The organism is Roseivivax isoporae LMG 25204 (genome assembly GCF_000521865.1).
In the GTDB taxonomy this organism is placed as follows: domain Bacteria; phylum Pseudomonadota; class Alphaproteobacteria; order Rhodobacterales; family Rhodobacteraceae; genus Roseivivax; species Roseivivax isoporae.
The window spans coordinates 1-22,423 of sequence record NZ_JAME01000017.1 but is presented as its reverse complement, the minus strand read 5'-3'; the positions used below and the strand labels follow the sequence as shown (position 1 = coordinate 22,423).

Annotated in this window: 16 protein-coding genes; 6 read left to right on the top strand and 10 right to left on the bottom strand. The window is 70.7% G+C overall.

Annotation, left to right across the window (positions count from 1 at the left end; genetic code table 11):
* The 4 genes from RISW2_RS11985 (at nucleotide 1) to RISW2_RS11970 (ending at nucleotide 5,643) form a co-directional block, all read left to right on the top strand.
* Entirely contained in the window at nucleotides 1-1,686 is a 1,686-nt protein-coding gene (locus tag RISW2_RS11985) for an ABC transporter ATP-binding protein (protein WP_043771348.1), read from the top strand.
* A complete protein-coding gene (locus RISW2_RS11980) occupies nucleotides 1,683-2,858 on the top strand; it encodes a M20 aminoacylase family protein (protein ID WP_043771343.1) in 1,176 nt (391 codons plus the stop codon). Before RISW2_RS11985 ends, RISW2_RS11980 begins: the two co-directional genes overlap by 4 nt.
* A gap of 80 nt (nucleotides 2,859-2,938) precedes the next feature.
* On the top strand, nucleotides 2,939-4,078 hold the full coding sequence (locus RISW2_RS11975; RefSeq protein WP_043771339.1) for a M20/M25/M40 family metallo-hydrolase: 1,140 nt from the start codon (nucleotides 2,939-2,941) through the stop codon (nucleotides 4,076-4,078).
* Nucleotides 4,078-5,643 (top strand): gamma-glutamyltransferase, encoded by a 1,566-nt coding sequence (locus RISW2_RS11970; protein ID WP_043771335.1) that lies wholly within the window; start codon nucleotides 4,078-4,080, stop codon nucleotides 5,641-5,643. The genes RISW2_RS11975 and RISW2_RS11970 overlap by 1 nt, the downstream gene beginning before the upstream one ends.
* Nucleotides 5,644-5,653: 10 nt before the next feature.
* Here RISW2_RS11970 and RISW2_RS11965 read toward each other — a convergent pair whose 3' ends face one another.
* Nucleotides 5,654-6,586, bottom strand: a complete 933-nt coding sequence (locus tag RISW2_RS11965) for a LysR family transcriptional regulator (RefSeq protein ID WP_051491982.1) — start codon at nucleotides 6,584-6,586, stop codon at nucleotides 5,654-5,656.
* A 219-nt stretch (nucleotides 6,587-6,805) separates the two neighbouring features.
* Here RISW2_RS11965 and RISW2_RS25475 point away from each other — a divergent pair, with 219 nt between their 5' ends.
* Nucleotides 6,806-7,891, top strand: coding sequence for a homocysteine S-methyltransferase family protein (locus RISW2_RS25475; protein WP_051491981.1), 1,086 nt, complete (start codon nucleotides 6,806-6,808; stop codon nucleotides 7,889-7,891).
* Nucleotides 7,888-10,545, top strand: a complete 2,658-nt coding sequence (metH, locus tag RISW2_RS11960; RefSeq protein ID WP_051491980.1) for a methionine synthase — start codon at nucleotides 7,888-7,890, stop codon at nucleotides 10,543-10,545. Before RISW2_RS25475 ends, metH begins: the two co-directional genes overlap by 4 nt.
* A 16-nt stretch (nucleotides 10,546-10,561) precedes the next feature.
* Here metH and RISW2_RS11955 read toward each other — a convergent pair whose 3' ends face one another.
* The 9 genes from RISW2_RS11955 to RISW2_RS23525 form a co-directional block, all read right to left on the bottom strand.
* Nucleotides 10,562-11,116, bottom strand: coding sequence for a PqiC family protein (locus tag RISW2_RS11955; RefSeq protein WP_043771331.1), 555 nt, complete (start codon nucleotides 11,114-11,116; stop codon nucleotides 10,562-10,564).
* Nucleotides 11,117-11,118: 2 nt separating this feature from the next.
* Entirely contained in the window at nucleotides 11,119-13,596 is a 2,478-nt protein-coding gene (locus RISW2_RS11950; RefSeq protein ID WP_051491979.1) for a PqiB family protein, read from the bottom strand.
* Nucleotides 13,593-14,237 (bottom strand): paraquat-inducible protein A, encoded by a 645-nt coding sequence (locus tag RISW2_RS11945; RefSeq protein ID WP_051491978.1) that lies wholly within the window; start codon nucleotides 14,235-14,237, stop codon nucleotides 13,593-13,595. The genes RISW2_RS11950 and RISW2_RS11945 overlap by 4 nt, the downstream gene beginning before the upstream one ends.
* Nucleotides 14,207-14,896, bottom strand: a complete 690-nt coding sequence (locus tag RISW2_RS11940; RefSeq protein ID WP_084615369.1) for a paraquat-inducible protein A — start codon at nucleotides 14,894-14,896, stop codon at nucleotides 14,207-14,209. The genes RISW2_RS11945 and RISW2_RS11940 overlap by 31 nt, the downstream gene beginning before the upstream one ends.
* 129 nt (nucleotides 14,897-15,025) lie before the next feature.
* Entirely contained in the window at nucleotides 15,026-15,619 is a 594-nt protein-coding gene (locus tag RISW2_RS11935; protein WP_043771327.1) for a YceI family protein, read from the bottom strand.
* Nucleotides 15,620-15,647: 28 nt separating this feature from the next.
* Nucleotides 15,648-17,462, bottom strand: coding sequence for a glucans biosynthesis glucosyltransferase MdoH (gene mdoH / locus RISW2_RS11930; protein WP_244437555.1), 1,815 nt, complete (start codon nucleotides 17,460-17,462; stop codon nucleotides 15,648-15,650).
* 166 nt (nucleotides 17,463-17,628) lie between these two features.
* Nucleotides 17,629-20,676, bottom strand: coding sequence for an efflux RND transporter permease subunit (locus RISW2_RS11925; RefSeq protein WP_043771324.1), 3,048 nt, complete (start codon nucleotides 20,674-20,676; stop codon nucleotides 17,629-17,631).
* Between the two features lie 4 nt (nucleotides 20,677-20,680).
* The gene (locus RISW2_RS11920; RefSeq protein WP_043771320.1) at nucleotides 20,681-21,757 is read right to left on the bottom strand and encodes an efflux RND transporter periplasmic adaptor subunit; all 1,077 of its coding nucleotides are present in this window, start codon (nucleotides 21,755-21,757) and stop codon (nucleotides 20,681-20,683) included.
* Nucleotides 21,754-22,353 (bottom strand): TetR/AcrR family transcriptional regulator, encoded by a 600-nt coding sequence (locus RISW2_RS23525; protein ID WP_051491977.1) that lies wholly within the window; start codon nucleotides 22,351-22,353, stop codon nucleotides 21,754-21,756. Before RISW2_RS23525 ends, RISW2_RS11920 begins: the two co-directional genes overlap by 4 nt.
* Nucleotides 22,354-22,423 lie beyond the last annotated feature (70 nt).

The following is a 22,423-nucleotide window of genomic DNA, read 5'->3' as shown; positions in this document are numbered from 1 at the left end:
ATGGAATTCCGCAGCCGCGACCTCTCGGACCGTCCGCAGGTCCTGAAGATCCGCAACCTCAAGGTCGGCCTGTCGGGCCGACCGGATGCGGCGCCCGTCCTCGACGGCATCGACATCGACATCCGTGCCGGCGAGACGCACTGCCTCGTGGGCGAGAGCGGGTCGGGCAAGTCGGTCACCTCGCTCGCGGTCATGGGGCTCCTGCCCAAGGACGCGCTCGAGGTGACGGGGGGGATCATCGACCTCGAGGGCTTCGAGATCACAGCCGCGAGCCACGCGCAGATGCGCGACCTGCGGGCGCGGCGCATCGCCATGATCTTCCAGGAGCCGATGACGGCGCTGAACCCGGTCCTGCGCGTGGGCGAGCAGATCGAGGAGGTGCTGAACATGCACACCGATCTGTCGGCCGCCGAGGCCAAGGCGCGCACGCTCGACATCATGGAGCAGGTCCACCTGCCGGACGTGCAGCGCATCTACCAGGCCTTCCCGCACCAGCTGTCGGGCGGGCAGCGGCAGCGGATCATGATCGCCATGGCGCTGGTGCTCGATCCCGACCTCCTGATCGCCGACGAGCCCACCACCGCGCTCGACGTCACGACGCAGCTGCAGATCCTCAAGCTCATCGAGGAGATGCAGGAGCGTCACGGTACCGCCGTGCTCTTCATCACCCACGACATGGGCGTGGTGGCCGAGATCGCGGACACCGTGAGCGTCATGCAGAAGGGCCGGATCGTCGAGCGTGCGCCGATCCGCGAGCTCCTGACCGCGCCGCGCGAGGATTACACCCGCAAGCTCCTGACGGCGGTGCCGAACCTCGCGCCGCGGCCCGCCCGTGCGATGCCGGCGGACACGCCGGTGCTCGACGTGGCGCGGCTCGAGATGACCTATGGCGGCGGGGGATGGTTCCGGCCGTCCGAGGGCGTGCGCGCCGCGCGCGACGTGACCTTCGCCATCCGGCCCGGCCGCACGCTGGGCATCGTCGGCGAAAGCGGGTCGGGCAAGTCCACCGTCGCGCGCTGCATCATGCGCCTGATCGACCCGACCGGCGGCGAGGTGCGCGTCGCCGGGACCGAGATCTCGCGCCTGTCGCGCAGCCGGCTGCGCCCGCACCGCAAACACCTGCAGATCGTGTTCCAGGATCCCTACCGTTCGCTCAACCCGCGCTGGACGGTGGCGCGCTCGCTCTGCGAGGGCCCCATCAATTTCGGCACGCCCCGGGCCGAGGCGATGGCGCGGGCGGCGGAGCTCATGGAGCTCGTGGACCTGCCGCGCGACGCGCTCGACCGCTACCCGCACCAGTTCTCGGGCGGCCAGCGCCAGCGCATCGCCATCGCCCGCGCCGTCGCGATGAAGCCCGACCTGCTCGTCGCGGACGAGGCGGTGTCGGCCCTCGACGTGAGCGTGCAGGCGCAGGTCCTCGACCTGCTCGACGACGTGCAGGCGCGGTTCGGCATCGCGATGCTGTTCATCACCCACGACCTGCGCGTCGCCGCGCAAATCTGCGACGAGGTCGTCGTCATGCAGAAGGGCGAGGTGGTCGAACAGGGCGCGGCTGCCGACGTCCTGTCGCGGCCGCGCCACGAGTACACCCGCAGCCTGATCGAGGCCGCCCCCGGCCGGCACTGGGACTTCGCCAATTTCCGCGCGCTCGAGGGCGCGCCCAGACATCAAGGAGCCACCGCATGAGCGTCATTCCAAAGATCGAATCCTTCGCCGCCGACCTCACCGCGATCCGCCAGGACATCCACGCCCATCCGGAGCTCGGGTTCGAGGAGACGCGCACAGCGGGCATCGTGGCCGAGCTGCTGCGCGAATACGGCGTCGACGAGGTGCACGAGGGCATCGGCGGCACCGGCGTCGTCGGCGTCATCAGGGGGTCGGGCGGCGGCAACCGCCGGGTGGGCCTGCGCGCCGACATGGACGCGCTGCCGATCACGGAAACCTCGGGCGTGCCCTATGCCTCGACCAATCCCGGGCGCATGCACGCCTGCGGCCACGACGGGCATACCACGATGCTGCTCGGCGCGGCGCGCTACCTTGCCGACACGCGCGACTTCGACGGCGCCGTGGTGCTGATCTTCCAGCCTGCCGAGGAAGGGCTCGGCGGGGCGCGGCGCATGATCGCCGAGGGCCTGTTCGAGCGGTTCCCGTGCGACGAGCTTTATGGCATGCACAACGACCCGAATTCCGAGCCGGGCGTGGTGACGGTGACGCCGGGCCCTGCCATGGCGGGCGCGTCCTTCTTCGACATCACGATCCGGGGGACCGGCAGCCATGCCGCCATGCCGCACCAGTCGCGCGACCCGATCGTGATCGGCACCGCGCTCGTCCAGCAGTTGCAGTCCGTGGTCAGCCGCAACACGCCGCCGACGAAGCCCGTGGTGCTGTCGGTCACCACGTTCAACGCGGGCTCGGCCTACAACGTCGTGCCCGACAGCGCGACGATCACCGGAACCGTGCGCTATTTCCATCCCGAGGTGATCGGCATGGTCGAGCAGCGGATGCGCGAGCTGTGCACGGGACTGGGCCAGGCCTACGGCGTCGAGATCGACCTCGACCTGCGCAACGTCTTCGACGTGCTGATGAACGATCCCGACCTGTCGCAGGCCTACGTGTCGGCGGCGTCCGACGTGGTCGGCGGCGACGGCGCGCGCCTCACCGAGGACCAGGTGACGGGATCCGAGGATTTCGCCGACATGCTGCAGGTCGTGCCCGGCGCCTATTGCCGGGTGGGCCACGCGGGGTCGGTGCCGCTGCACAATCCGGGCTTCGTGCTCGACGACGCGATCCTGCCGGTGGGCGCTTCGGTCTATGCCCGGATCGTCGAGACGCGCCTGCCGCTCGGATCCGCCAGCTGACCCGACCGCCCTTTTCCGCCGACCACCCTGCAATGACCGGCCCGGCGTCCGCGCCGCGGCCGGGCCGAGGAGCCCGCCCCATGACGAACCCGCTCGACCTGCCCTTCGACACCGACGAGATGCTCGAGGGGCTGCGGCCCTGGATCGAGACCGAGAGTCCTACCTTCGACGCCGCGGCCGTGAACCGGATGATGGACGTGGTCCAGCACGAACTCGCGGCGCTGGGTGCCATCACCGAACGCATTCCCGGCCGCCTCGGGCTCGGTGACAGCGTGCGCGCGACGATGCCGCATCCGCGCGCGGGGCAGGGGGGCATCCTGCTTCTCGGCCATCTCGACACGGTGCATCCCGTGGGCACGCTCGCGCGGCTGCCGTTCCGGCGGGAGGGCGACATCTGCTACGGGCCCGGGCTCATGGACATGAAGGGCGGGAACTACGTCTACCTCGACGCGCTGCGGAAGCTTCTCGCCGCGGGGATCGAGACACCCCTGCCGGTGACCGTGCTTTTCACCCCCGACGAGGAGATCGGCACGCCGTCGACGCGGGCGCTGATCGAGACCGAGGCGAAGCGCCATCGCTACGTGCTGGTGCCCGAGCCCGCGCGCCCGGACGGGGGCGCGGTGATCGGCCGTTACGCCATCGCGCGCTTCACCCTGCAGACCCGCGGGAGGCCGAGCCATGCGGGCTGGCAATTGTCCAAGGGCCGGTCGGCCATCGCGCGCATGGCCCGCACCGTGGCCGAGATCGAGGGCATGACCACCGAGGACTGCACCTTTTCGGTCGGCGTGTTCCATTCCGGGCAATGGGTCAACTGCGTCTCGTCGGTCTGCGACGCCGAGGTGCTGACCATGGCCAAGACGCAGGAGCTGCTCGACGAGGGAGTGGCCAAGATGCTCGCGCTCAACGTCGACGCGGGCGACGTCGTCATGGAGGTCCGGCGCGGCGTGACCCGCCCCGTCTGGGAGCCGGATCAGCCCGGCACCATGGCGATGCTGGGCCTCGCGCAGGAGATCGCGGGCGAGATCGGCTTCGAGGTCTCGGGCGCCTCGGCAGGTGGCGGGTCCGACGGCAACTTCACCGGCGCGCTTGGCATCCCGACGCTCGACTCGATCGGCGTGCGCGGCCGCGACCTGCACACGCTCAACGAGCACATCTTCGTCGACAGCCTGACCGAGCGGGCGCGTTTCGCCGCGGCACTCTTCTGCCGGCTGGAGGCGTGATGTCGGAGGCCCTGTCCGCGACGATGGAGATCCGCAAGCACGTGGTCGAGACCGACCGCGGCGTCGTCGCCTCGCAGCACCGGCAGGCGGCCGAGGCCGGGGCCGAGGTCCTGCGCGCGGGCGGCGATGCGGTCGACGCGGCGGTCGCCTGCGGCTTCGTCTGCGGCGTGCTCGAGCCGTGGATGTCGGGCCCGGCGGGCGGCGGCGCGGCGATGCACTGGCGCGCCGACACGGGCGAGGCGCATGCGCTGAATTTCGGCATGTGCGCGCCGGGCGACCTCCGGCTCGAGGATTTCCCGCTCTCGGGCGAGGGCGTCGCGGGCGATCTCTTTCCGTGGGACCGCGTGGCGGGCGACGTGAACGTGACGGGCGCGAGGGCCGTCGCGGTGCCGGCGATGGTCGACGGGCTGTCGGCCGCGCATGGCCGCTGGGGCCGGATGCCCTGGGCCGAGCTGCTCCGGCCCGCCATCGATCACGCCCGGGCGGGCATGCGTGTCGACTGGTACGCCGCGCTCGTCATCGCAAGCGCGACCCGCGACCTGGCCCGCGATCCCGACGCGGCGGCGCTGTTCCTGTCCGAGGGGCATTGGCCGCGCCCCTTCGCGTGGACCGCGCTCGCCGACGACCGCATCGCGATGCCGCGCATGGCCGACAGCCTCGACACGCTCGCGCGCGAGGGTGCCGAGGCGATGCATGGCGGCGATCTGGGCGCGGCGATGGCGCGCGACATGCGCGACAAGGGCGGTTACCTGAGTGTCGCCGACCTCGCGCGGAACCGCGCGACGTTCCACGCGCCGCTGCCGGTGTCCTACCGCGACGCGCTCTTCCACGTGATGCCGGGCCTGACCGCCGGGCCGACCTTCGCCGCGGCGATGGCGGCACTCGCGGAGGAGCGGCTGGACGACGCGGCGACCGCGCATCCCGCCTATGCGCGCGCGCTGCGCGCCGCCTACCGCGCGCGGCTCGCCGGCATGGGAGCGGACGGCGAGGTGCCGGCGGCGCCCGGGTCGACCACGCATTTTTCCGTGGTGGACAAGGACGGCAACATGGTCGCGCATACCCAGACGCTCCTGTCGCTGTTCGGCGCGCGGGTCGTGTCGCCCTCGACCGGGTTCCTGATGAACAACGGCATCATGTGGTTCGACCCGGTGCAGGGGCGGCCGAACTCGCTTGGTCCCGGCAAGACCTGCCTGATGAACGTGTGCCCGGCGCTGGGCGCCGCGGGCGGGCGGCGGACCGCGCTCGGTGCCTCGGGCGGCCGCAAGATCGTGTCGGCGGTGGTGCAGCTCGCCTCGTCCTTCGCGGATTTCGGAATGGACCTCGGTGCGGCGTTCGAGCGGCCGCGCATCGACGTGTCGGGCGGCGAGACGATCGTCGCGGATGCCCGCCTGCCGCGGCCGGTCCTCGAGGCGCTCGCGGAGGTCGGGGATGTGCGCGCCGTGCGCCGGACGCTCTTGCCCTATCCCTTCGCCTGCCCGGCCGCGGTGCTCGACGACGGCCGCGTGCGGTCGGGCGCGACCGAGACAATGACCGCCTGGGGCGACGCGGTGGCCGAGCCCGCCTGACGCACGGGGGTCAGGACACGGGATGCGCCCGGCGGACCTTCGGGAGGCCGGGCGTCGTCTCCTCCAGCGCCATGCGCCGCGTCTCGTCGAGAAGCGCGCGGATCATCGGCGGGTGCGGCTCGGCCCTTGGCGCGACGATGCCCACGAGGTGGCCGGGCTGGCCGCCCTCGATGGGAACGGTGGCAAGCCCGTTCCCGGCCGCGAGGAAGGCCGCCACCTCGCGCGGCAGGACGGTCATGCAGCCGCCGCGCGCGGCCTTGGCAGCCAGCACGATCAGCGAGCTCGATTCCACCGATACCAGCGGCGCCGCGCCCGCCTCGCGCAGGTTGCGGTCGATGATCCGCCGGTTCTGCATGTCGGTGGTCAGGAGCCCCAGGTCGCGCCCGTCGAGATCGGCCCAGCCGACCTTGTCGCGCGTGCCGAGGTCGGAGCCCTGCGCGCAGACCAGCATGTAGCTCTCGCGGTAAAGCCGCTCGGTCCGCGTCCGCCCGAGCGGTTCGTTGTCGAGATAGGACAGGCCCGCGTCGATCTCGAGGTTGTCGAGCATGCGCAGGATCTCGTCGGACGTCCGCGACAGGATGGTGAAGGTCACCTCGGGGTGGCGTTCGGAGAACCGCGTGACCAGATCCGCCGCGCAGGTGAGCGCGGTCGGGATCACCGCGATCTTCATCCGGCCCTTCAGGCCCTCACGCGAATGGCGCATCTCCTCGCGCAGGCTGCGCGTGTCGGCGACGATCTGGCGCGCGCGCACCAGCGCCACCTCGCCCTCGGCCGTCAGCCCGCCATAGCGCGACCCGCGCCGGATCAGCCGCACGCCCAGCTGGTCCTCCAGCTGCTTGATCCCCGAGGACAGGGTCGGCTGGCTGATGCCAAGGCTTTCGGCGGCGCGGCCGAAATGACCCTCGGTGGCCACGGCGATGAACATCTCGAGCTTGTCGATCATGGCGGTCCCTGCGGATTCGCGCGTCCGCCGAGGATGCACCGACTGGGGGGCAAACGCCAACCGCCCGGGCGACCGATCGCCGCGGGACCGGTATGGCACATGATGTTCATGAGAAAACTGCGTGTGCGTCCGGCGGCCCGACGCCCTATGTAACGGCTGTCAAGCGAAGGGCCGCCCGGCCGGATTTCCCGTGCCGGGCCGCCGCGAAGGAGACCGTCCATGCCCGATACCGGCACGCCCGCCACGAGCCTCGAAGCCCATGCCACGCGGCGCATCCTCGTCCTCGACGGGGCGATGGGCACGATGATCCAGGCCGAGAAGCCGGACGAGGCCGCCTATCGCGGCTCCCGCTTCGCCCAGCACAACTCGGACGTGGCAGGCAACAACGAGCTGCTGTGCCTTACCCAGCCCGACATGATCCGCGGGATCCACAAGGCGTTCCTCGACGCGGGCGCGGACATCCTCAGCACCAACACGTTCTCGGCCACGCGCATCAGCCAGGCCGATTACGGCATGGAGGACCTCGTGCCCGAGATGAACCGCGAGGCCGCACGGCTGGCGCGCGAGGCCGCCGAGGCCGTGGCGACGCCCGACCGGCCGCGCTGGGTCGCGGGCGCGCTCGGGCCCACGAACCGCACCGCGTCGATCAGCCCCGACGTGAACGACCCGGGCTTCCGGAACGTCACCTTCGACGATCTCGCCGCCGCCTACGGCGAGGCCGCGCGCGCGCTCATCGCGGGCGGCGTCGACCTGCTGCTGGTCGAGACGATCTTCGACACGCTGAACGCCAAGGCCGCGCTCTACGCCATCGAGGGCCTGCGCGACGAGGGCGTCGCGGTGCCCCCGATCATGATTTCGGGAACCATCACCGACCGCTCGGGCCGCACCCTGACGGGCCAGACGCCCGAGGCCTTCTGGGCCTCCGTCAGCCATGCGCGGCCGTTCTCGGTCGGGCTCAACTGCGCGCTGGGGGCGGGCGAGATGCGCCCGCACATCCGCGCGCTCGCGGGCATCGCCGACGCGCGCATCAGCGCCTACCCGAACGCGGGCCTGCCGAACGAGATGGGCGGCTACGACGAGACCCCCGACGAGACGGCGGCGCACCTGGGCGAATGGGCCGAGGCGGGGCTCGTGAACCTCGTCGGCGGCTGCTGCGGCACCACGCCCGAGCACATCCGCGCCATCGCCGCGGCGGTCGAGGGCAAGGCCCCGCGGCCGATCCCGGACCGCGCCGCGCGGCTGCGGCTGTCGGGGCTCGAGCTGTTCGAGAAGGGCGCCGGCGCCGGCGCGGGAGAGGCCGCATGAGCACCGGAAGCTTCATCAACATCGGCGAGCGCACCAACGTCACGGGCTCCGCCCGCTTCAAGAAGCTGATCATGGAGGGCGACTACGCGACCGCGGTCGAGGTCGCCCGCCAGCAGGTCGAGAGCGGGGCGCAGATCCTCGACGTGAACATGGACGAGGGGCTTCTCGACAGCGAAGCCGCCATGCGCACCTACCTCAACCTCATCGCGTCCGAGCCCGACATCAGCCGCGTGCCGGTGATGATCGACAGCTCGAAGTTCGAGGTGATCGAGGCGGGCCTCAAATGCGTCCAGGGCCGGTCTGTCGTGAACTCCATCTCGCTCAAGGAGGGTGAGGCGGCGTTCCTCGAACAGGCGCGCATCGTGCGCCGCTTCGGCGCCGCGGTCGTGGTCATGGCCTTCGACGAGCACGGGCAGGCCGAGACGGCGCAGCACAAGTTCGAGATCTGCGAACGCGCCTACAACCTGCTGACGCGGGATGCGGGTTTCGACCCGTGGGAGATCATCTTCGATCCCAACATCTTCGCGGTGGCGACAGGCATCGAGGATCACAACGACTACGCGGTCGCCTTCTTCGACGCGACGCGCATGATCAAGGAACGTCTGCCGCACGCGCTGGTCTCGGGCGGGCTGTCGAACGTGTCGTTCAGCTTCCGGGGCAACAATCCCGTGCGCGAGGCGATGCATTCGGCCTTCCTCTACCACGCGATCCGCGCCGGGCTCGACATGGCGATCCTGAACGCGGGCCAGATCACCGTCTACGACGACATCCCCGAGGAGCTGCGCGAACGGGTCGAGGACGTGCTGCTGAACCGGCGCGACGATTCCACCGACCGGCTGCTCGCCATCGCCGACAAGTACCGCGACAGCGGCGAGGCGCAGAAGAAGTCCGACCCGAAATGGCGCGAGGCGAGCGTCGAGGAGCGGCTCTCCCACGCGCTGGTGCACGGCATCACCGACCACGTCATCGACGACACCGAGGAGGCCCGCCAGAAGGCGGAGCGCCCGCTGCATGTCATCGAGGGTCCGCTGATGGACGGCATGAACATCGTCGGCGAGCTGTTCGGCGAGGGCAAGATGTTCCTGCCGCAGGTGGTGAAGTCCGCCCGCGTGATGAAGACCGCGGTGGGCCACCTCATCCCCTTCATGGAGGCGGAAAAGAAGGCCGCCGGCGACACCTCGGCCAAGGGCAAGATCCTCATGGCGACGGTGAAGGGCGACGTGCACGACATCGGCAAGAACATCGTCGGCGTCGTGCTTGCCTGCAACAACTACGACGTGGTGGACATGGGCGTGATGGTCCCGACCGAGGACATCATCGCCAGGGCCAGGGAAGAGAAGGTCGATGCCATCGGCCTCTCGGGCCTCATCACTCCTTCGCTCGACCGCATGGTCGAGGTGGCGTCCGAGATGACGCGCGCGGGGCTCGACATCCCGCTGCTGATCGGCGGCGCGACCACGTCGAAGAAGCACACCGCGATCAAGATCGCGCCCGCCTACAAGCACGGCGTCGTGCATGTGGACGACGCGTCCAAGGCCGTGGGCGCGGTGTCGAAGCTCCTGTCGAAGGAGCGCAAGCCGCAATACCTGGCCGAGGTGTCGGACGAATACGCGCGGCTCGCAGGCGGGATGACCACGCGCGAGCGCCCGACGACCCCGATCGCGGCGGCGCGCGCGAACGCCTTCGACCCCGGCGACCACGTGCCGGAGCGCCCGGCGCGGACGGGCATGATCGTGCCCGAGGACATCACCATCGCCGAACTGCGCGACTACATCGACTGGTCGCCGTTCTTCTGGACATGGGAGATGCGGCAGACCTTCCCCGCGATCCTCGACGATCCCGAGAAGGGCGAGACGGCGCGCGAGCTCTACGGGCACGCGCAGGCCATGCTCGACCGCATCGAGGCGGAGGACTGGTTCGCCCCGCGCGCGGCGCTTGCCATCTGGCCCGCGAACCGTGACGGTGACGACCTGATCGTCTGGGCGGACGAGGACCGCGCGACCGAACGCGCGCGGTTCCACATGCTGCGCCAGCAGGCGGACAAGCGCGCCGGGCGCGCGAACATGTGCCTGTCGGATTTCGTGATGCCGGTGGGCACGCCGGACTGGATCGGCGGTTTCGCGGTCACGTCGGGGCCGGAGGTGCACGAGATCTCGGACCGCTTCAAGGCCGAGGGCAACGACTACGATTCGATCCTGGTGCAATCGCTGGCCGACCGCCTGGCCGAGGCGCTGGCCGAACTGATGCACGCGCGACTGCGCCGGGAGTACTGGGGGTACGCCCCCGATGAGGCGGTTCCGAACGAGGCGCTGATCCGCGAGGATTATCGCGGCATCCGGCCGGCGCCTGGCTACCCGGCCTGTCCCGACCATACCGAGAAGCGCACCCTGTTCGAGCTTCTGGACGCCCAGCGGACCACGGGGCTGAAGCTGACGGAGAGCTGCGCCATGTGGCCGGCCGCGGCGGTGTCGGGCTTCTACTTCGCGCATCCCGACGCGGCCTATTTCGGCATCGGCCGGATCGGCCGCGACCAGGTCGCGGACTACGCCGCGCGCAAGGGAATCCCCGTGTCCGAGGCGGAAACCTGGCTCGCGCCGAACCTTGCGTACGATCCGGCGGTGCCGGCCAAGGACGCCCTGCGCCGCAGCGCGTGACGCGCGGGCGCCGGGGTCAGAGGCCCCGGCGTGCCACGTCCTCGGCGAGCTGCGTGACCGCTGCGGAGCGGGCCCGCGCGATCTCGACCGCGCCGGCGCCGTCGGCCATGGGCACCGTGATTGCGAAGGTCCCCGCGCGGTTGCCGCCGCCCGAATCCGGCGCGACGAAGAACTGGCCAGACAGCAGGAAGTCGCCCGCGGCGGTCGCGCGCATGTCGTCGAGACGGACGTCGAGCTTGGCCGCCGCGAAGTCGCGGAATGGCCATGGCTCGGGCGCGGCCTGCGCGCCGGTGATGCGGCTCACGTCGCGCGACAGCTGCAGCGTGATCGCGCGGGCCGGGTCGTCCGCCCAGAGCGGCCCCAGCGCCTCGAGCGTGCCGTCCTCGCGTTCGACGAAGATATCCTCGGACGCCGCGTAGGTCGGCAGCTGCACCTCGACGACCTCGATCGTCGCGTAGCGCGACGGCAGCCGCAGGTCGGGAGCAGAGGGCGGGACGGGGGTGTAGACGTCGCCGCCGCAGGCAGCCACGAAGGTCAGGGCGAGAGCGGCAAGGCCGGTGCGGAAGGTCATGGTCAGCGTCCCAGGATCAGCGAGTTCGGATTGCGTTCGATGGTGCGGGCCAGCCGCTCGATGGCTTCGGCGGCCTCCTGCACCTGGCGGATCGCCGCGCGGGTGTCGCGGGTGAACACCGCGTCCTCGTCGAAGCCCGCGAGCGTGCCCTCCGCCTGCAGCGCGAGCGCGCGCAGCTGCGAGGAGAGCTGCGGCAGCGACTGGCTCGCCTCGGCGATGGCGTCCGCGGCCGAGCGCGCCGAGGCGAGCGTCGCGTTCGCATTCTCGACGATGCCGCCCTCGCGCAGTTCGGCGAGCGTCGCGCGCAGTTCGGCGAGCGCCGTGTTGATCTCGGAGGGCAGCGCGCGGGTCGATTCCTGGTCGAGCAGCCGGTCGGCCGAGGTGATGAGTTCGGACGCGTCGGTCGCGAGCTGGTCGAGCGGCACTTCGTTGGCATTCTCCACCACGCCGCGCGCCTCCTCGACGAGCGCCGGCAGGTCGTCGGCCGCCGCCTGCACGTCCTCGATCGCGGCGACGATGCGGCCCACCGCATCCTGCTGCTCGAGCTCGGTCAGGAAGCCGCTCAGCGTCTGCGTTGCGGTCTGCAGTTCGGTCACGAGGCCCGAGACGCGGTTCGGCAGCGCCTGCACGCCCTCGCTCTCGACCACGTCGCGGGTCGAGGACAGGAGCCCCCGCACCTCGCCCGGGACCGCCTGCACGTCCTCTGACGCGAGCAGCCGGTCGGTTTCGGCAAGCAGCGCCTGCGCCGTGGTCAGGAGGTTCGACACCTCGGCCGAGAGCGATTGCAGCGGCACCTCGCGCGCGTTGGCGAGCACGCCCTGCGCCTCGGCCAGGAGGTCGGGCAGGGCGGAGGCCGCGTCGTTCACCGTCGACACCGCGTCGGTGAGCGTGCCCACGGTGTCGCGTTCCTCGATGCGCGCGATCACGGTGTCGAGCGTCTCGGACGTCTCCTGCAGCTGGCCCACGAGACCGGACACCTGGTCAGGCAACCCCTGCACCGCGTCGCTTTCGGCCACGCCGCGGAACGCGGTCAGGATGCCCAGCAGCGCGTCGGGGCTTTCCTGCAGCGCCTCGCTGCCGATGAGCGTGGTCGCCTGGTTCATGAGGTCGATGGCCGACTGCATGACCTCCTCGATGGGCAGGTCAGACACCCGCTGCAGCGCGCCCTGCGCGGTGGCGGTCACGTCGGTGATCTCGGCCGGTGCGGTGGGCAGGCTCGGATAAGGCTCGGCGGCCCGGTCGAGCGCTGCCTCGGACGCGTCGTCGATCTCGGTCAGCTGGATCTTGAGCCCGCCGGTCAGGATCGAGGCGTTGGTCAGCCGCGCGCGCAGCCCTTCCTCGTCGATGCGTCGCTCGAGATAGTCGAAGAGCGCCTCCGCATCCGCGCCCTCGGGCAGGCCGAAGCGGCCGGGATTGATCCGCGCGGTCACGAGAAGCCGCACCTCGCTGTCGCCGAACCGCTCCTCGTCGACGATGCCGGTCAGGCTCGCCACCTCGCCCACCCGCAGGCCGCCGAGTTCGACCGCCGCGCCCGTCGAGAGGCCCGACAGGTTCTGGTCGAAGATCATCGACACGTCGACCGCCTCGCCCTCGCCCTCGACGAGGTAGTTGTCGCGCGCGGCCTCCTCGTCCGGGAACAGCTCGTAGGTCGCGCCGTAGCGCAGCGGCTCGCCGCCCGAGCCCAGCGTCTCGAAGGTGACGCCGCCCGAGATCAGCGAGGCGAAGGAGGTGAAGTTCAGCTGCGCGCCCGAGGCCCCGAGCGAGAAGCTGAAGCCCGAGATGTCCCAGAAACGCGTCGAGGTCGACACGAGATCGGCGTAGTTCGAATAGATCACCGCGTCCGCGATCACGCCCGCCCCCGTGGCGTCGATCTGCGCCGCGTCCACCATGCCGACCTCGACGCCCTTGTAGATGATCGGGGTCTTGGAGGTCGGAAGCCCGTCGGGGGAGGTCAGCGTGAAGGTGACGCCCTCGTTGTCGGTCAGCACCAGCGGCGCGCGCTCGAGCCCGGTGAAGCTGCGCCGCGCGTCGCCGACGCTGCTGTCCCACGCGCCCTGGATGTAGACGCCCGACAGCACGGTATCGAGCCCAGAGACCCCGCGCGCGCTGACCTCGGGCCGCACGACCCAGAACCGCGCCTCCGTGTCCACGTATTCCGCGATGTCCCGGTCGAGCCGCACGGACACGATCACGCTGTCGAGCGCGTCGTTGAAGCCCACGTCCTCGACCACGCCCACCGCGATGTCGCGGTAGCGCAGCTCGGTCTCGTCGGCGCTGATGCCCGCGGCATTGTCGAAGGCGATCTCGATCAGCGGGCCCTGGTCGGCGTAGTTGCGCCAGGCGACGCTCAGGGCGGCGCCGAGCGCCACCACCGGGATCAGCCAGACGATGGACACCTTGTCCCACAGGCTGCGGCGGCGGCTCTCGATCGGAACCTCGCCGGGCGTGGCGGGGCCGGTGGTCGGTGTGTCGTCGTTCACTGTGCGGTCTTCCGTTCTCGCTCGCGCGCCTTGTCCCAGATCAGGCGGCTGTCAAAGCTCTGTGCCGAAAGCATCGTGAAGATGACCGACAGAGCGAATGTCAAGGCGGCGGGGCCGGGTCGGATCTGCGCCACGGCCGAAAGTTGCACGAGCGCACTCAGGATCGCCACGACGAAGACGTCGATCATCGACCAGCGTCCGATGAATTCCACCACCTCGTAGAGGTGATGGCGCCGGTTCGGCGACATGCGCGATCCGCGCCGCGCCGAGAGCGCGAGGAAGGCCACCGCGATGAACTTGCCCATGGGGATCAGCACGCTCGCGATCAGGATGATCGCGGCGATGCCGTAGCTGCCGTGATGCGCGATCTCGACCGCGCCGCCGATGATGGTGCTCGCCTGGTGGGAGACGAGCGTGTCGGTCACGAGCATCGGGTAGAGGTTCGCGGGCACGTAGCAGATGAGCCCCGCGGCCCACCACGCCCAGACGCGGCTGATGCTGCCCTGGTCGCGCGACACCAGCCGCGCGCCGCAGCGCGCGCACCGCTCCGCGTCCATGGGCCAGACCCGGGCGCAGGCCCGGCAGGTCACGAGCCCGGAATCGCGGGCCGTCAGTCGGGGCGCTTTTCCAGAGATTTCCATACCGACCACGTGCACAGGTAATTGTCGTTGAACATCACGATGAGGACGAGCGCCGAGAACATCCAGAATGCGGGTCCGAACCCGATCTGGGCGAGGTCGGCGACCTTCACCAGCGCCACGGCACAGCCGAGCGCGAAGATCTCCGCCATCGCCCAGGGCTTCAGCTCCTGGCTCCAGCGGAAGGCACGTCGCGCCTGCGCAAAAGGTTTCGCGTCGAAGACGATGGGCGTCAGGACATAGAGGATCAGCACCATGCGGATCAGCGGCACCACCACGATCATCGCGGCGGTCGCGAGCGACAGCGCCGCCATCCGGTTCGACTGGAAGCTCGACGCGACGTCGAGGATCGAGGCGCGGTTGCCGAAGCCCGCCGCGTGGATCTCGAGGAACGGGAAGAACAGCGCACCCACGACCAGGATCAGCGTCGCGAGCGACAACGCGAGGATGCGCGCGCCGGCCTTCTTGCGCGGCGCGATGAGGACGGTGTGGCAGTGCCCGCAGACCGCGCGCTCGCCCTGTTCGGGCATCCGCGCCACGTAGAGCGCGTCGCAGGACGGGCAGCCGATCAGGTCCGACAGGTCGTGATCGCCCAAAGCCTGCGGCAGCGTCCGGTCGGACGCGCGGGCGGCTTCGGCGTGGCTGTGGGCAAGGTCGGTCATCGGGCTGACATTTGTGGCTGGCACACGGGATGTAAAGACGCGGGCGCGCCGCGTGACGTCACGCGCACGTGGGGTGCGGCCCCCGTGCCGGGGCCGCGACAGGGCGGGAGCGCGGGATCGGACCGGTGGTCAGCCGTCCCGGCGGATGGCCTCGAATTCGAGGATCACGCTCACCTCGTCGCCGACGAAGTCGGGCAGCGCGTAGGTCGATCCGAACTCGCTGCGCAACAGGCTCGCCGTGGCCGACACGCCCACCGTCTCCTTGCCGTGGCAGCAGGGATAGGTCGCGACCTTGTTCAGCGTGACGTCGAGCGTGATGGGCTGCGTGACGCCGCGGATGGTGATCTCGCCCTCGACCGTGCCGGTGGTGTCGGTCTCGGCGGTGCCGCCCGTCGCAGTGAAGGTGATCTCGGGATGCGCCTCGGCATCGAGGAAGTCGGCCGAGCGCACGTGGGTGTCGCGCGCCTCGTGGTCGGTGTCGACGCTGCCCGCGCCGATCGTCGCGGTCACGTCGCCCAGCTCGTTCGCTTCCGGGTCGTAGACGAAACTGCCCTGCACGTCGGAAAAGCGGCCGAGGACGCGCGCGTAGCCCGCGTGCATGATCGTGAAGGCGACGACCGCGTGTTCGGGGTCGATGTCCCAGGTGGCGGGCTCGGCCTGCACGGCCGGCGCGGTCAGGGTCGCGGCGGCGACGGCGCAGAGCGCGGTGGCGGAACGGAACATGTCTCTCCTCCTCTTCTTCCGGTAGGGGTCAGGCGCTTTCGCCAAGCGCCCGGTCCTCGGGGAGCGGCAGCGCGCGGTCCTCGGGAATGTCGAAAAGTCCCGTGCGGCGCGACCACGCGCCGGCGCCGGGCAGGGTGGTCAGGACCGCGAGCGGAACCGCGAAGGTCAGCGCGAGCAGGATCGGTGCCGCAAAGGCGATGGCCCATGGCGCATGGTGCCAGAGCCACGCGCAGAGGCCGGCGCCGATCAGCGTCTGCGGCCAGAGCGCCGTCACCGCCTCGTCCCAGCCGAGCCTTTCGCGCGAGCGCTGCTGCACGCTCCATCCGCTGCGCACGCCGAACAGCAGCCCGACCGCGAACCGCGCGAGCGACAGCGCCACCACCGGCGCGGTCAGCATGGACAGGACGATCTCGGCCGCGCCGCCCGCCACGATCCGGGCCCGCCCGCCATAGGCGGCGGCGCGTTCGGGATCGGCCAGCACCTGTCCGATCCCCATGATCTTGGGCATCAGGGTCAGCGTCATCAGGACCGCGAAGAACGCGAGCCCGGTCCAGACCGGCACGCTGTCGAACTGCGCGGGGTAGGCGGCAAGGCCCGCGCCGATCAGCACGAAGGCCATCCAGGCGGGCGCGCTCACGTACATCAGGATCGCGAGGACGAGCTGCACGCGGCTCACGGGCTTCAGTCCCGGCATGTCGAGCAGGCGCAGGTACTGAAGGTTGCCGTTCATCCAGCGCAGCTCGCGGCGGATGAAGTCGACGAGGCTCGGCGGGTTCTCCTCGCGGCTCTCGCTTTCCTCCGCGATCACGCGCACCTCGTAGCCCGCGCGGCGGATCAGCACCGCCTCGAGCTGGTCGTGGCTCAGGATGTGGCCGGAGAGCGGGCCGCGGCCCGGCAGCACCGGCAGCATGCAGTGGCGGGCAAAGGGGGCGGTGCGGATCAGCACGTTGTGGCCCCAGTTCGGGCCGCAATCGGCCTGCCACCAGGCCGAGCCCAGCGTGTAGGACCGCATCCCGTGGCGCATCCCGAACTGGAAGGCGCGGGTGAACAGGCTCTTGGCGGGCAGGCCCGTCACGAGGCTCTGCAGCATGCCGATCTCGGGCGAGGCCTGCATCACGCGCACCATGCGCAGCACGGTATCCCCGCCCATCTCGCTGTCGGCGTCGAGCGGCAGGAAGAACTCGTAGCTTTCGGCGTGGCGCGACAGGAACTCGGCGATGTTGCCCGCCTTGAACCCCGCGTTGTCGGTGCGGCGGCGGTAGGTCACGCGCAGGTTGGGCAGGGCGCGGCGCCAGGCGGCGATCGCCGCCTCCTCGCGCCAGGCGATCTCGGGGCGGTCGGTGTCGCTGAGCACGTGGAAATCGAAACGCCCGGCCCAGGGCGTGCGCGCCAGCTCTTCCTCGAGACGGCGGAGGCGCGCGACCGACGCCTCGGGGTCCTCGTTGCGCAGGGGCATGACGATGGCGGTGCGCGCGGTCACGGGCTCGGTGCCGCGGACCCGGCCAAGCGCGGGCGTCACCCGCAGCGCCGCGGCGTCACCGTGCCGCCGGTCGATGAGGAAGCCCAGGACGCTGTTCCAGATGCCGATCGAGAGCCAGGGCAGCGTCAGGAGGTAGGCCAGGAGCATCGCCGCCTCGGCGGCCGCGATGCCCTCGGGCGACAGGATGGCGGTCATCGCGGCGAAGAGCAGCGCGACCGTGCCCGCGTTCAGCGCGAGGACCAGCCGGCGGCGCGCCGGGATGGACATGCGGGTCCAGTGCAACCGCCGGCGCAGGGCGCGACGGTTGAGGGGCCGCACGATGGTCCGGGCCGGGTCCGGCCGCATGTCTTCCGTATTGTTCAAGGTCACATCCCCGCCGGTGTGTTCCGCCCTACCGGTGTGGAGCGCAAAGCCGAATCGTCCAGTGAATTTTTCGTGCAAAACCCGTGGCCCGGGCCCGATCGGCGTATCCGCGCCCGTTCCCGGGCGCGGACCGCGGGGCCTGCCCGCGCGGCGGGCAGGAGCCTGCCTAGGACGCGCGATCCTCGCGTGCCGCCCGGGGGAAGAACAGCACGTAGAAGACCGGCGCCGCGATCAGCGTGAGGATCGAGGCGAAGCCCAGACCTCCCATGATCGTGACCGCCATGGAGGCAAAGAACGCGTCCCACAGGAGCGGCGTCATCCCGAGGATCGTGGTCGCCGCGGCGAGCAGGACCGGACGCAGGCGCGAGGTCGACGCGTCGACCACCGCGCGGTGGAAGGGCACGCCCGCCTCGCGGGTGAGGTCGATCTCCTCGACCAGCACGATGCCGTTCTTGATGAGCATCCCCGAGAGGCTCAGGAGCCCGAGCAGCGCCGTGAACGAGAACGGCAGCCCGGTGCCCAGAAGCCCGAGCGCGACCCCGTTCACCGCCATCGGCACGAGCAGCCAGATGATCAGCGGCTGGCGCAGCTTGCCGAACAGCAGGATCGAGATCAGCACCATCACGAGGAGCGAGAGCGGCAGCTGCTGGCCGAGGCTCGACTGCGCCTCGGTGGAGCTTTCGTACTCGCCGCCCCACTCCATCCGGTAGCCCTCGGGCAGGGGCATGGATTCGATGGCGCCGCGGATCTCGGTGAAGACCGCGTTGGCGTTCACGCCGGCCGGCACACCGGCCTCGACGGTGATGGTCGCCACACGGTCGCGCCGCTGGAACAGCGTGTCGTGCACCTCGTGGTCGAAGCCGTCGATCAGCTGTTCGAGCGGGATCGAGGTGTTCGCCGCGTCGGACCAGACCGGCTGGTCGACGAGGTGGCTCGCACCGGACGTCGCCGCGCCGGGGGCCCGGACGACGATGGGGATCAGCCGGTCGCCCTCGCGGTAGACACCCGCGCGGGTGCCGTCGGTGGCGATGGCGAGCGCCTGCGACACGTCCTCGCGCGCGATGCCCGCCGTCTGGGCCCGTTCGGCAGCGTAGACCGGCTTCAAAACCAGTTCGCGTTCGCGCCAGTCGGTGCGCAGGTCCTGCAGCTGGTCCGAGGCCTCCAGCATGCGGGTTTCGGCCTCGGCCGCGAGGGCGCGCAGGACGTCCGGGTCCGATCCCGAGAACCGCGCGGCGATGGGCGCGCCGCCCCCCGGCCCGAAGGCCAGCCGCTCGGTGCGGAACTCGCCCTGCGGCAGCGACGCGCGCCCGAACTCCTCGAGCGCGGCGCGGAGCGGCGGGATCTGCTCCAGCGTCTCGGTGCGGATTATGAGGTGGCCGTAGGTCGGCAGGCTCTCCTCCGGCGCGTAGGTCAGCATGAAGCGCGAGGCGCCGCCGCCCACGAAGGTCGCCACCGACACCACGTCGTCGCGCCCCCCGAGCCAGTCCTCGATCACGCCCATGTCGTCCGCGGTGCGCTCGATCTGCGCGCCCTGCGGCAGCTTGTAATGCACGTAGAAGAGCGGCGTGTTGCTGTCGGGAAAGAACTGCTGCTTGACCATGCCGAAGCCGACGTAGCAGGCTGCGGTGACCCCGATCAGCGCGACGACAACGAGCCAGCGCAGCCGGATCGCACCCCGCAGGAGCGCGCCGTAGGCCCGGAAGACCGGCCCGTCATAGGCGCCTGCCGCCCCCTGCGCGCCCCGCTTGAAGAAGTAGTGCGCGAGAAGCGGCGTTGCCGTGATCGCCAGCACCCAGGACAGCAGGAGCGAGATGCCGATGACGGCGAAGAGCGAGAACAGGAACTCGCCCGTGGCGTCGGGCGAGAGGCCGATCCCGGCAAAGGCCATGATGCCGATCACCGTGGCGCCGAGCAGCGGCACCTGCGTCTTGCCCGCCACGTCGCCGGCCGCCTCGCGCGAGGACTTGCCCTGTGCCATGTCGCTCTGCATGCCCTCGGCCACCACGATGGCGTTGTCGACGAGCATCCCCATGGCGATGATGAGCGCGCCGAGCGAGATGCGCTCCATCTCGATGCCGAAGATCGCCATGAAGAAGATCGTGCCGACCACGGTCAGCAGCAGCGTGACGCCCACGACCAGCGCCGCGCGCCAGCCCATGAAGAGGGCGAGCACCACGATCACGATGGCCACCGACATGGCGAGGTTGATCAGGAACGCGTTCGACGCCTCCTCGACCACCACGTGCTGCTGGTAGATCGGGTGCATCTCGACGCCGTAGGGGATGTCGTTGAAGAGCACGTCGATGCGGTCGTCGACTGCGTGGCCCACGTCCACGATGTTGAGGTCCGACTTGCCCGAGACGCCGAGCGTGAACGCCTCCTGCCCGTTGAAGCGGATGATCATGCCCGGATCCTCGATCCGGTCACGGTGCACGCGCGCGAAGTCGGTGAGGTCGATGACCTCGCCGCCGACCCCGATGGTCAGGCCCTCGATCTCCTCGACGCTGTCCGATCCCGCCGGCCGCTCGATGCGGATCGACTGGCCGTTCTGGTCGACCGACCCGGCCGGCTGCACCGCGTTGGAATTGGCCAGCGCGTTGGCGATGGCGTCGGGCGGGATGCCGAGATTGGCGGTGATCGCGGTGTCGGGCTCGACGAAGATCGCCTCCTCGGGCAGGCCCGCCACCTCCACGTCGGCGACGCCTTCGACCGCGAGGATCTCGCGCCGCATGAAGTTCGCGAGCTCGTGCAGTTCCGCGTCGCTGTAGCCGGGCGCGGTGACCGCGTAGAACAGGCCGAACACGTCGCCGAAGCTGTCGTTGACGAGCGACGGCCCCGCGCCCTCCGGCAGGTCGCCCTGCGCGTCGTTCACCCTGTTGCGCAGCTTGTCCCAGATCTGGGGCAGTTCCGTGCCGTCGTAGATCGACTCGATCTCCACGTCGATGCGGCTGACGCCGGGCTTGTTGGACGAGGTGATGGTGTCGACCTCGGCCATCTTCTGGATCGCGCTCTCGAGCGGTTCGGACACCTCGCGCGCGACCTCCTCGGCCGAGGCGCCGGGATACTGCGTGATGACGATGGCGTTCTTGATGGTGAAGGCGGGGTCCTCGAGCCGCCCGATGGTGGCAAAGCCCCAGATGCCGCCCAGAAGGCAGCCGAGCATCAGGAGCCACGTGAGCAGGGCGCGGTCGATGGAGGCGCGGGCGATGGACATGGGCCTACTCCCCGATGCCGGTGAAGCGGCGGACCTGCTGGCCGTCCTCGAGCTGCGGCGCGCCGGTCTCGACGATCTCGGTGCCGGGCTCGGGTCCCTCGACAAGGCTGATGCGCCCGTCGCTGCGGGTCTCGATCCCGACGGGCGTCAGGACCACGGTGCCGGTGTCGGCGTTGTCCTCCGAGGGCCGGTAGACGAAGACGTTGGGCGAGCGGTCGGCGCCGTAGACGAGCGCCGTCTCGGGCACGAGGATGCCGCTGCCCGCGCCGAGGCCCGACAGGGCCGTCACCGTGGTCGACGAGCCGGGCAGCACCCAGTCGCCCGGATCGCTCTGGAAGGCGAGCGTCAGGCGGAAGGTCTGGCCCACATCCGCGGTCTCGGCCTCGAATTCGCGCGGCAGGAGCGGGTAGCGCGTGTCGTCCCCCGGGAACGTCGCGAAGAGCTCCACGTCCTCGCCGCCCGCGGCGCGGCGGAACAGCACCTCGGGCACGTCGATGGCGACGCGCTTCTCGGACATGTCGTGCATGCGCACGACCGGCGTGCCGGCCTGCACGGTCGAGAAGTTGGCGACCATGCGCCGCGCCACAAGCGCGTCGAAGGGCGCGTTCAGCGTGGCGTTCTCGAGCGCGTCCTCGGCATCGGCGACCGCGATCTCGGCCAACTGCGCCTGCGTGCGCGCGTCCTCGCGCTGGACCTCGGACACGGCGCTGCCCGACAGTGCCTCGAGTCGCGCTAGGTCGCGCTCGGCCTTCGAGAGGTTCACGCGTGCCTCGTCGAGCTGGCGGCGGAACGGGTCGAGGTCGAGCCGCGCCACGAGGCCGCCCTCGAGGATCGGCCCGCCCTCGGGCGCGGGGAACTCGACGATCTGGCCGCCCACCTGGAAGGCGAGTTCCACCGTCTCGCGCGCCTCGACGCGGCCGTAGAACTGCCGCGCGATCCGGTCATCGCCCGCCTGCAGGGTCATCAGCTTGGCCGGCCGCGGCGGCGGGGTGGGGTTCGCCGCCTCCTCCTGCGCGAATGCCGCGACGGGAAGGCAGAGCGCGACGAGCGCGGCGGACAGGACCTGCGTCAGTCTGGTCATGAGGGGCTCCGTTCGGTGTGGGGGGCGGTGCTGCCGAAGCGGCCGCCGAGCGCCAGCGACGTGAAATAGTGCGCCATGAGCGCCGGGTCACGCGGCGAGGCGTCCGACACCCAGAGCCGCAGGAGCCCGATGAAGGCGCCGGTGAAAAAATGGGCGTGCACGCGTCGCGCGTCGGGTTCGAGCAGGGCGTCGCCGCAGGGATCGCCGCGCTCGAGGAAGCCCTCGACCAGCGCGGCGAAGCGCCGCTCGGCGGCAAGGCCCGGCACGCCGTCGAAGAGCGCGCGCAGCCGCGCGTCGGCGGGATCGATGTCGGCGAAGACCGACTGCGCGAGCGCCCGCATCCGCTCGGCCGTCTCCTCGGGCGGCGGGTGGTCCATGAGCCGCGCGTGCCGCGCCTCGATCTCGGACAGCAGCAGCGTCAGGTAGGCGTCGAGCATCTGCGGGATGCCGCCGTAATTGTCGTAGAAGGTCTGGCGGGTGACGCCGGCGCGCTTGCACAGCATGCCGACCGAGACGTCCGCGAGCGGGCGTTCCGACAGAAGCTGTTTCAGTGCCCGGTCGAGGCGCAGGCGGGTGCGGCGGCGGCGGATGTCCATGCCGGGCGTTCTGGATCTTTCCTGACACTTGTCAAGAAAATCCTGGCGCCCTGCGGTCCGCGGCGCCTGT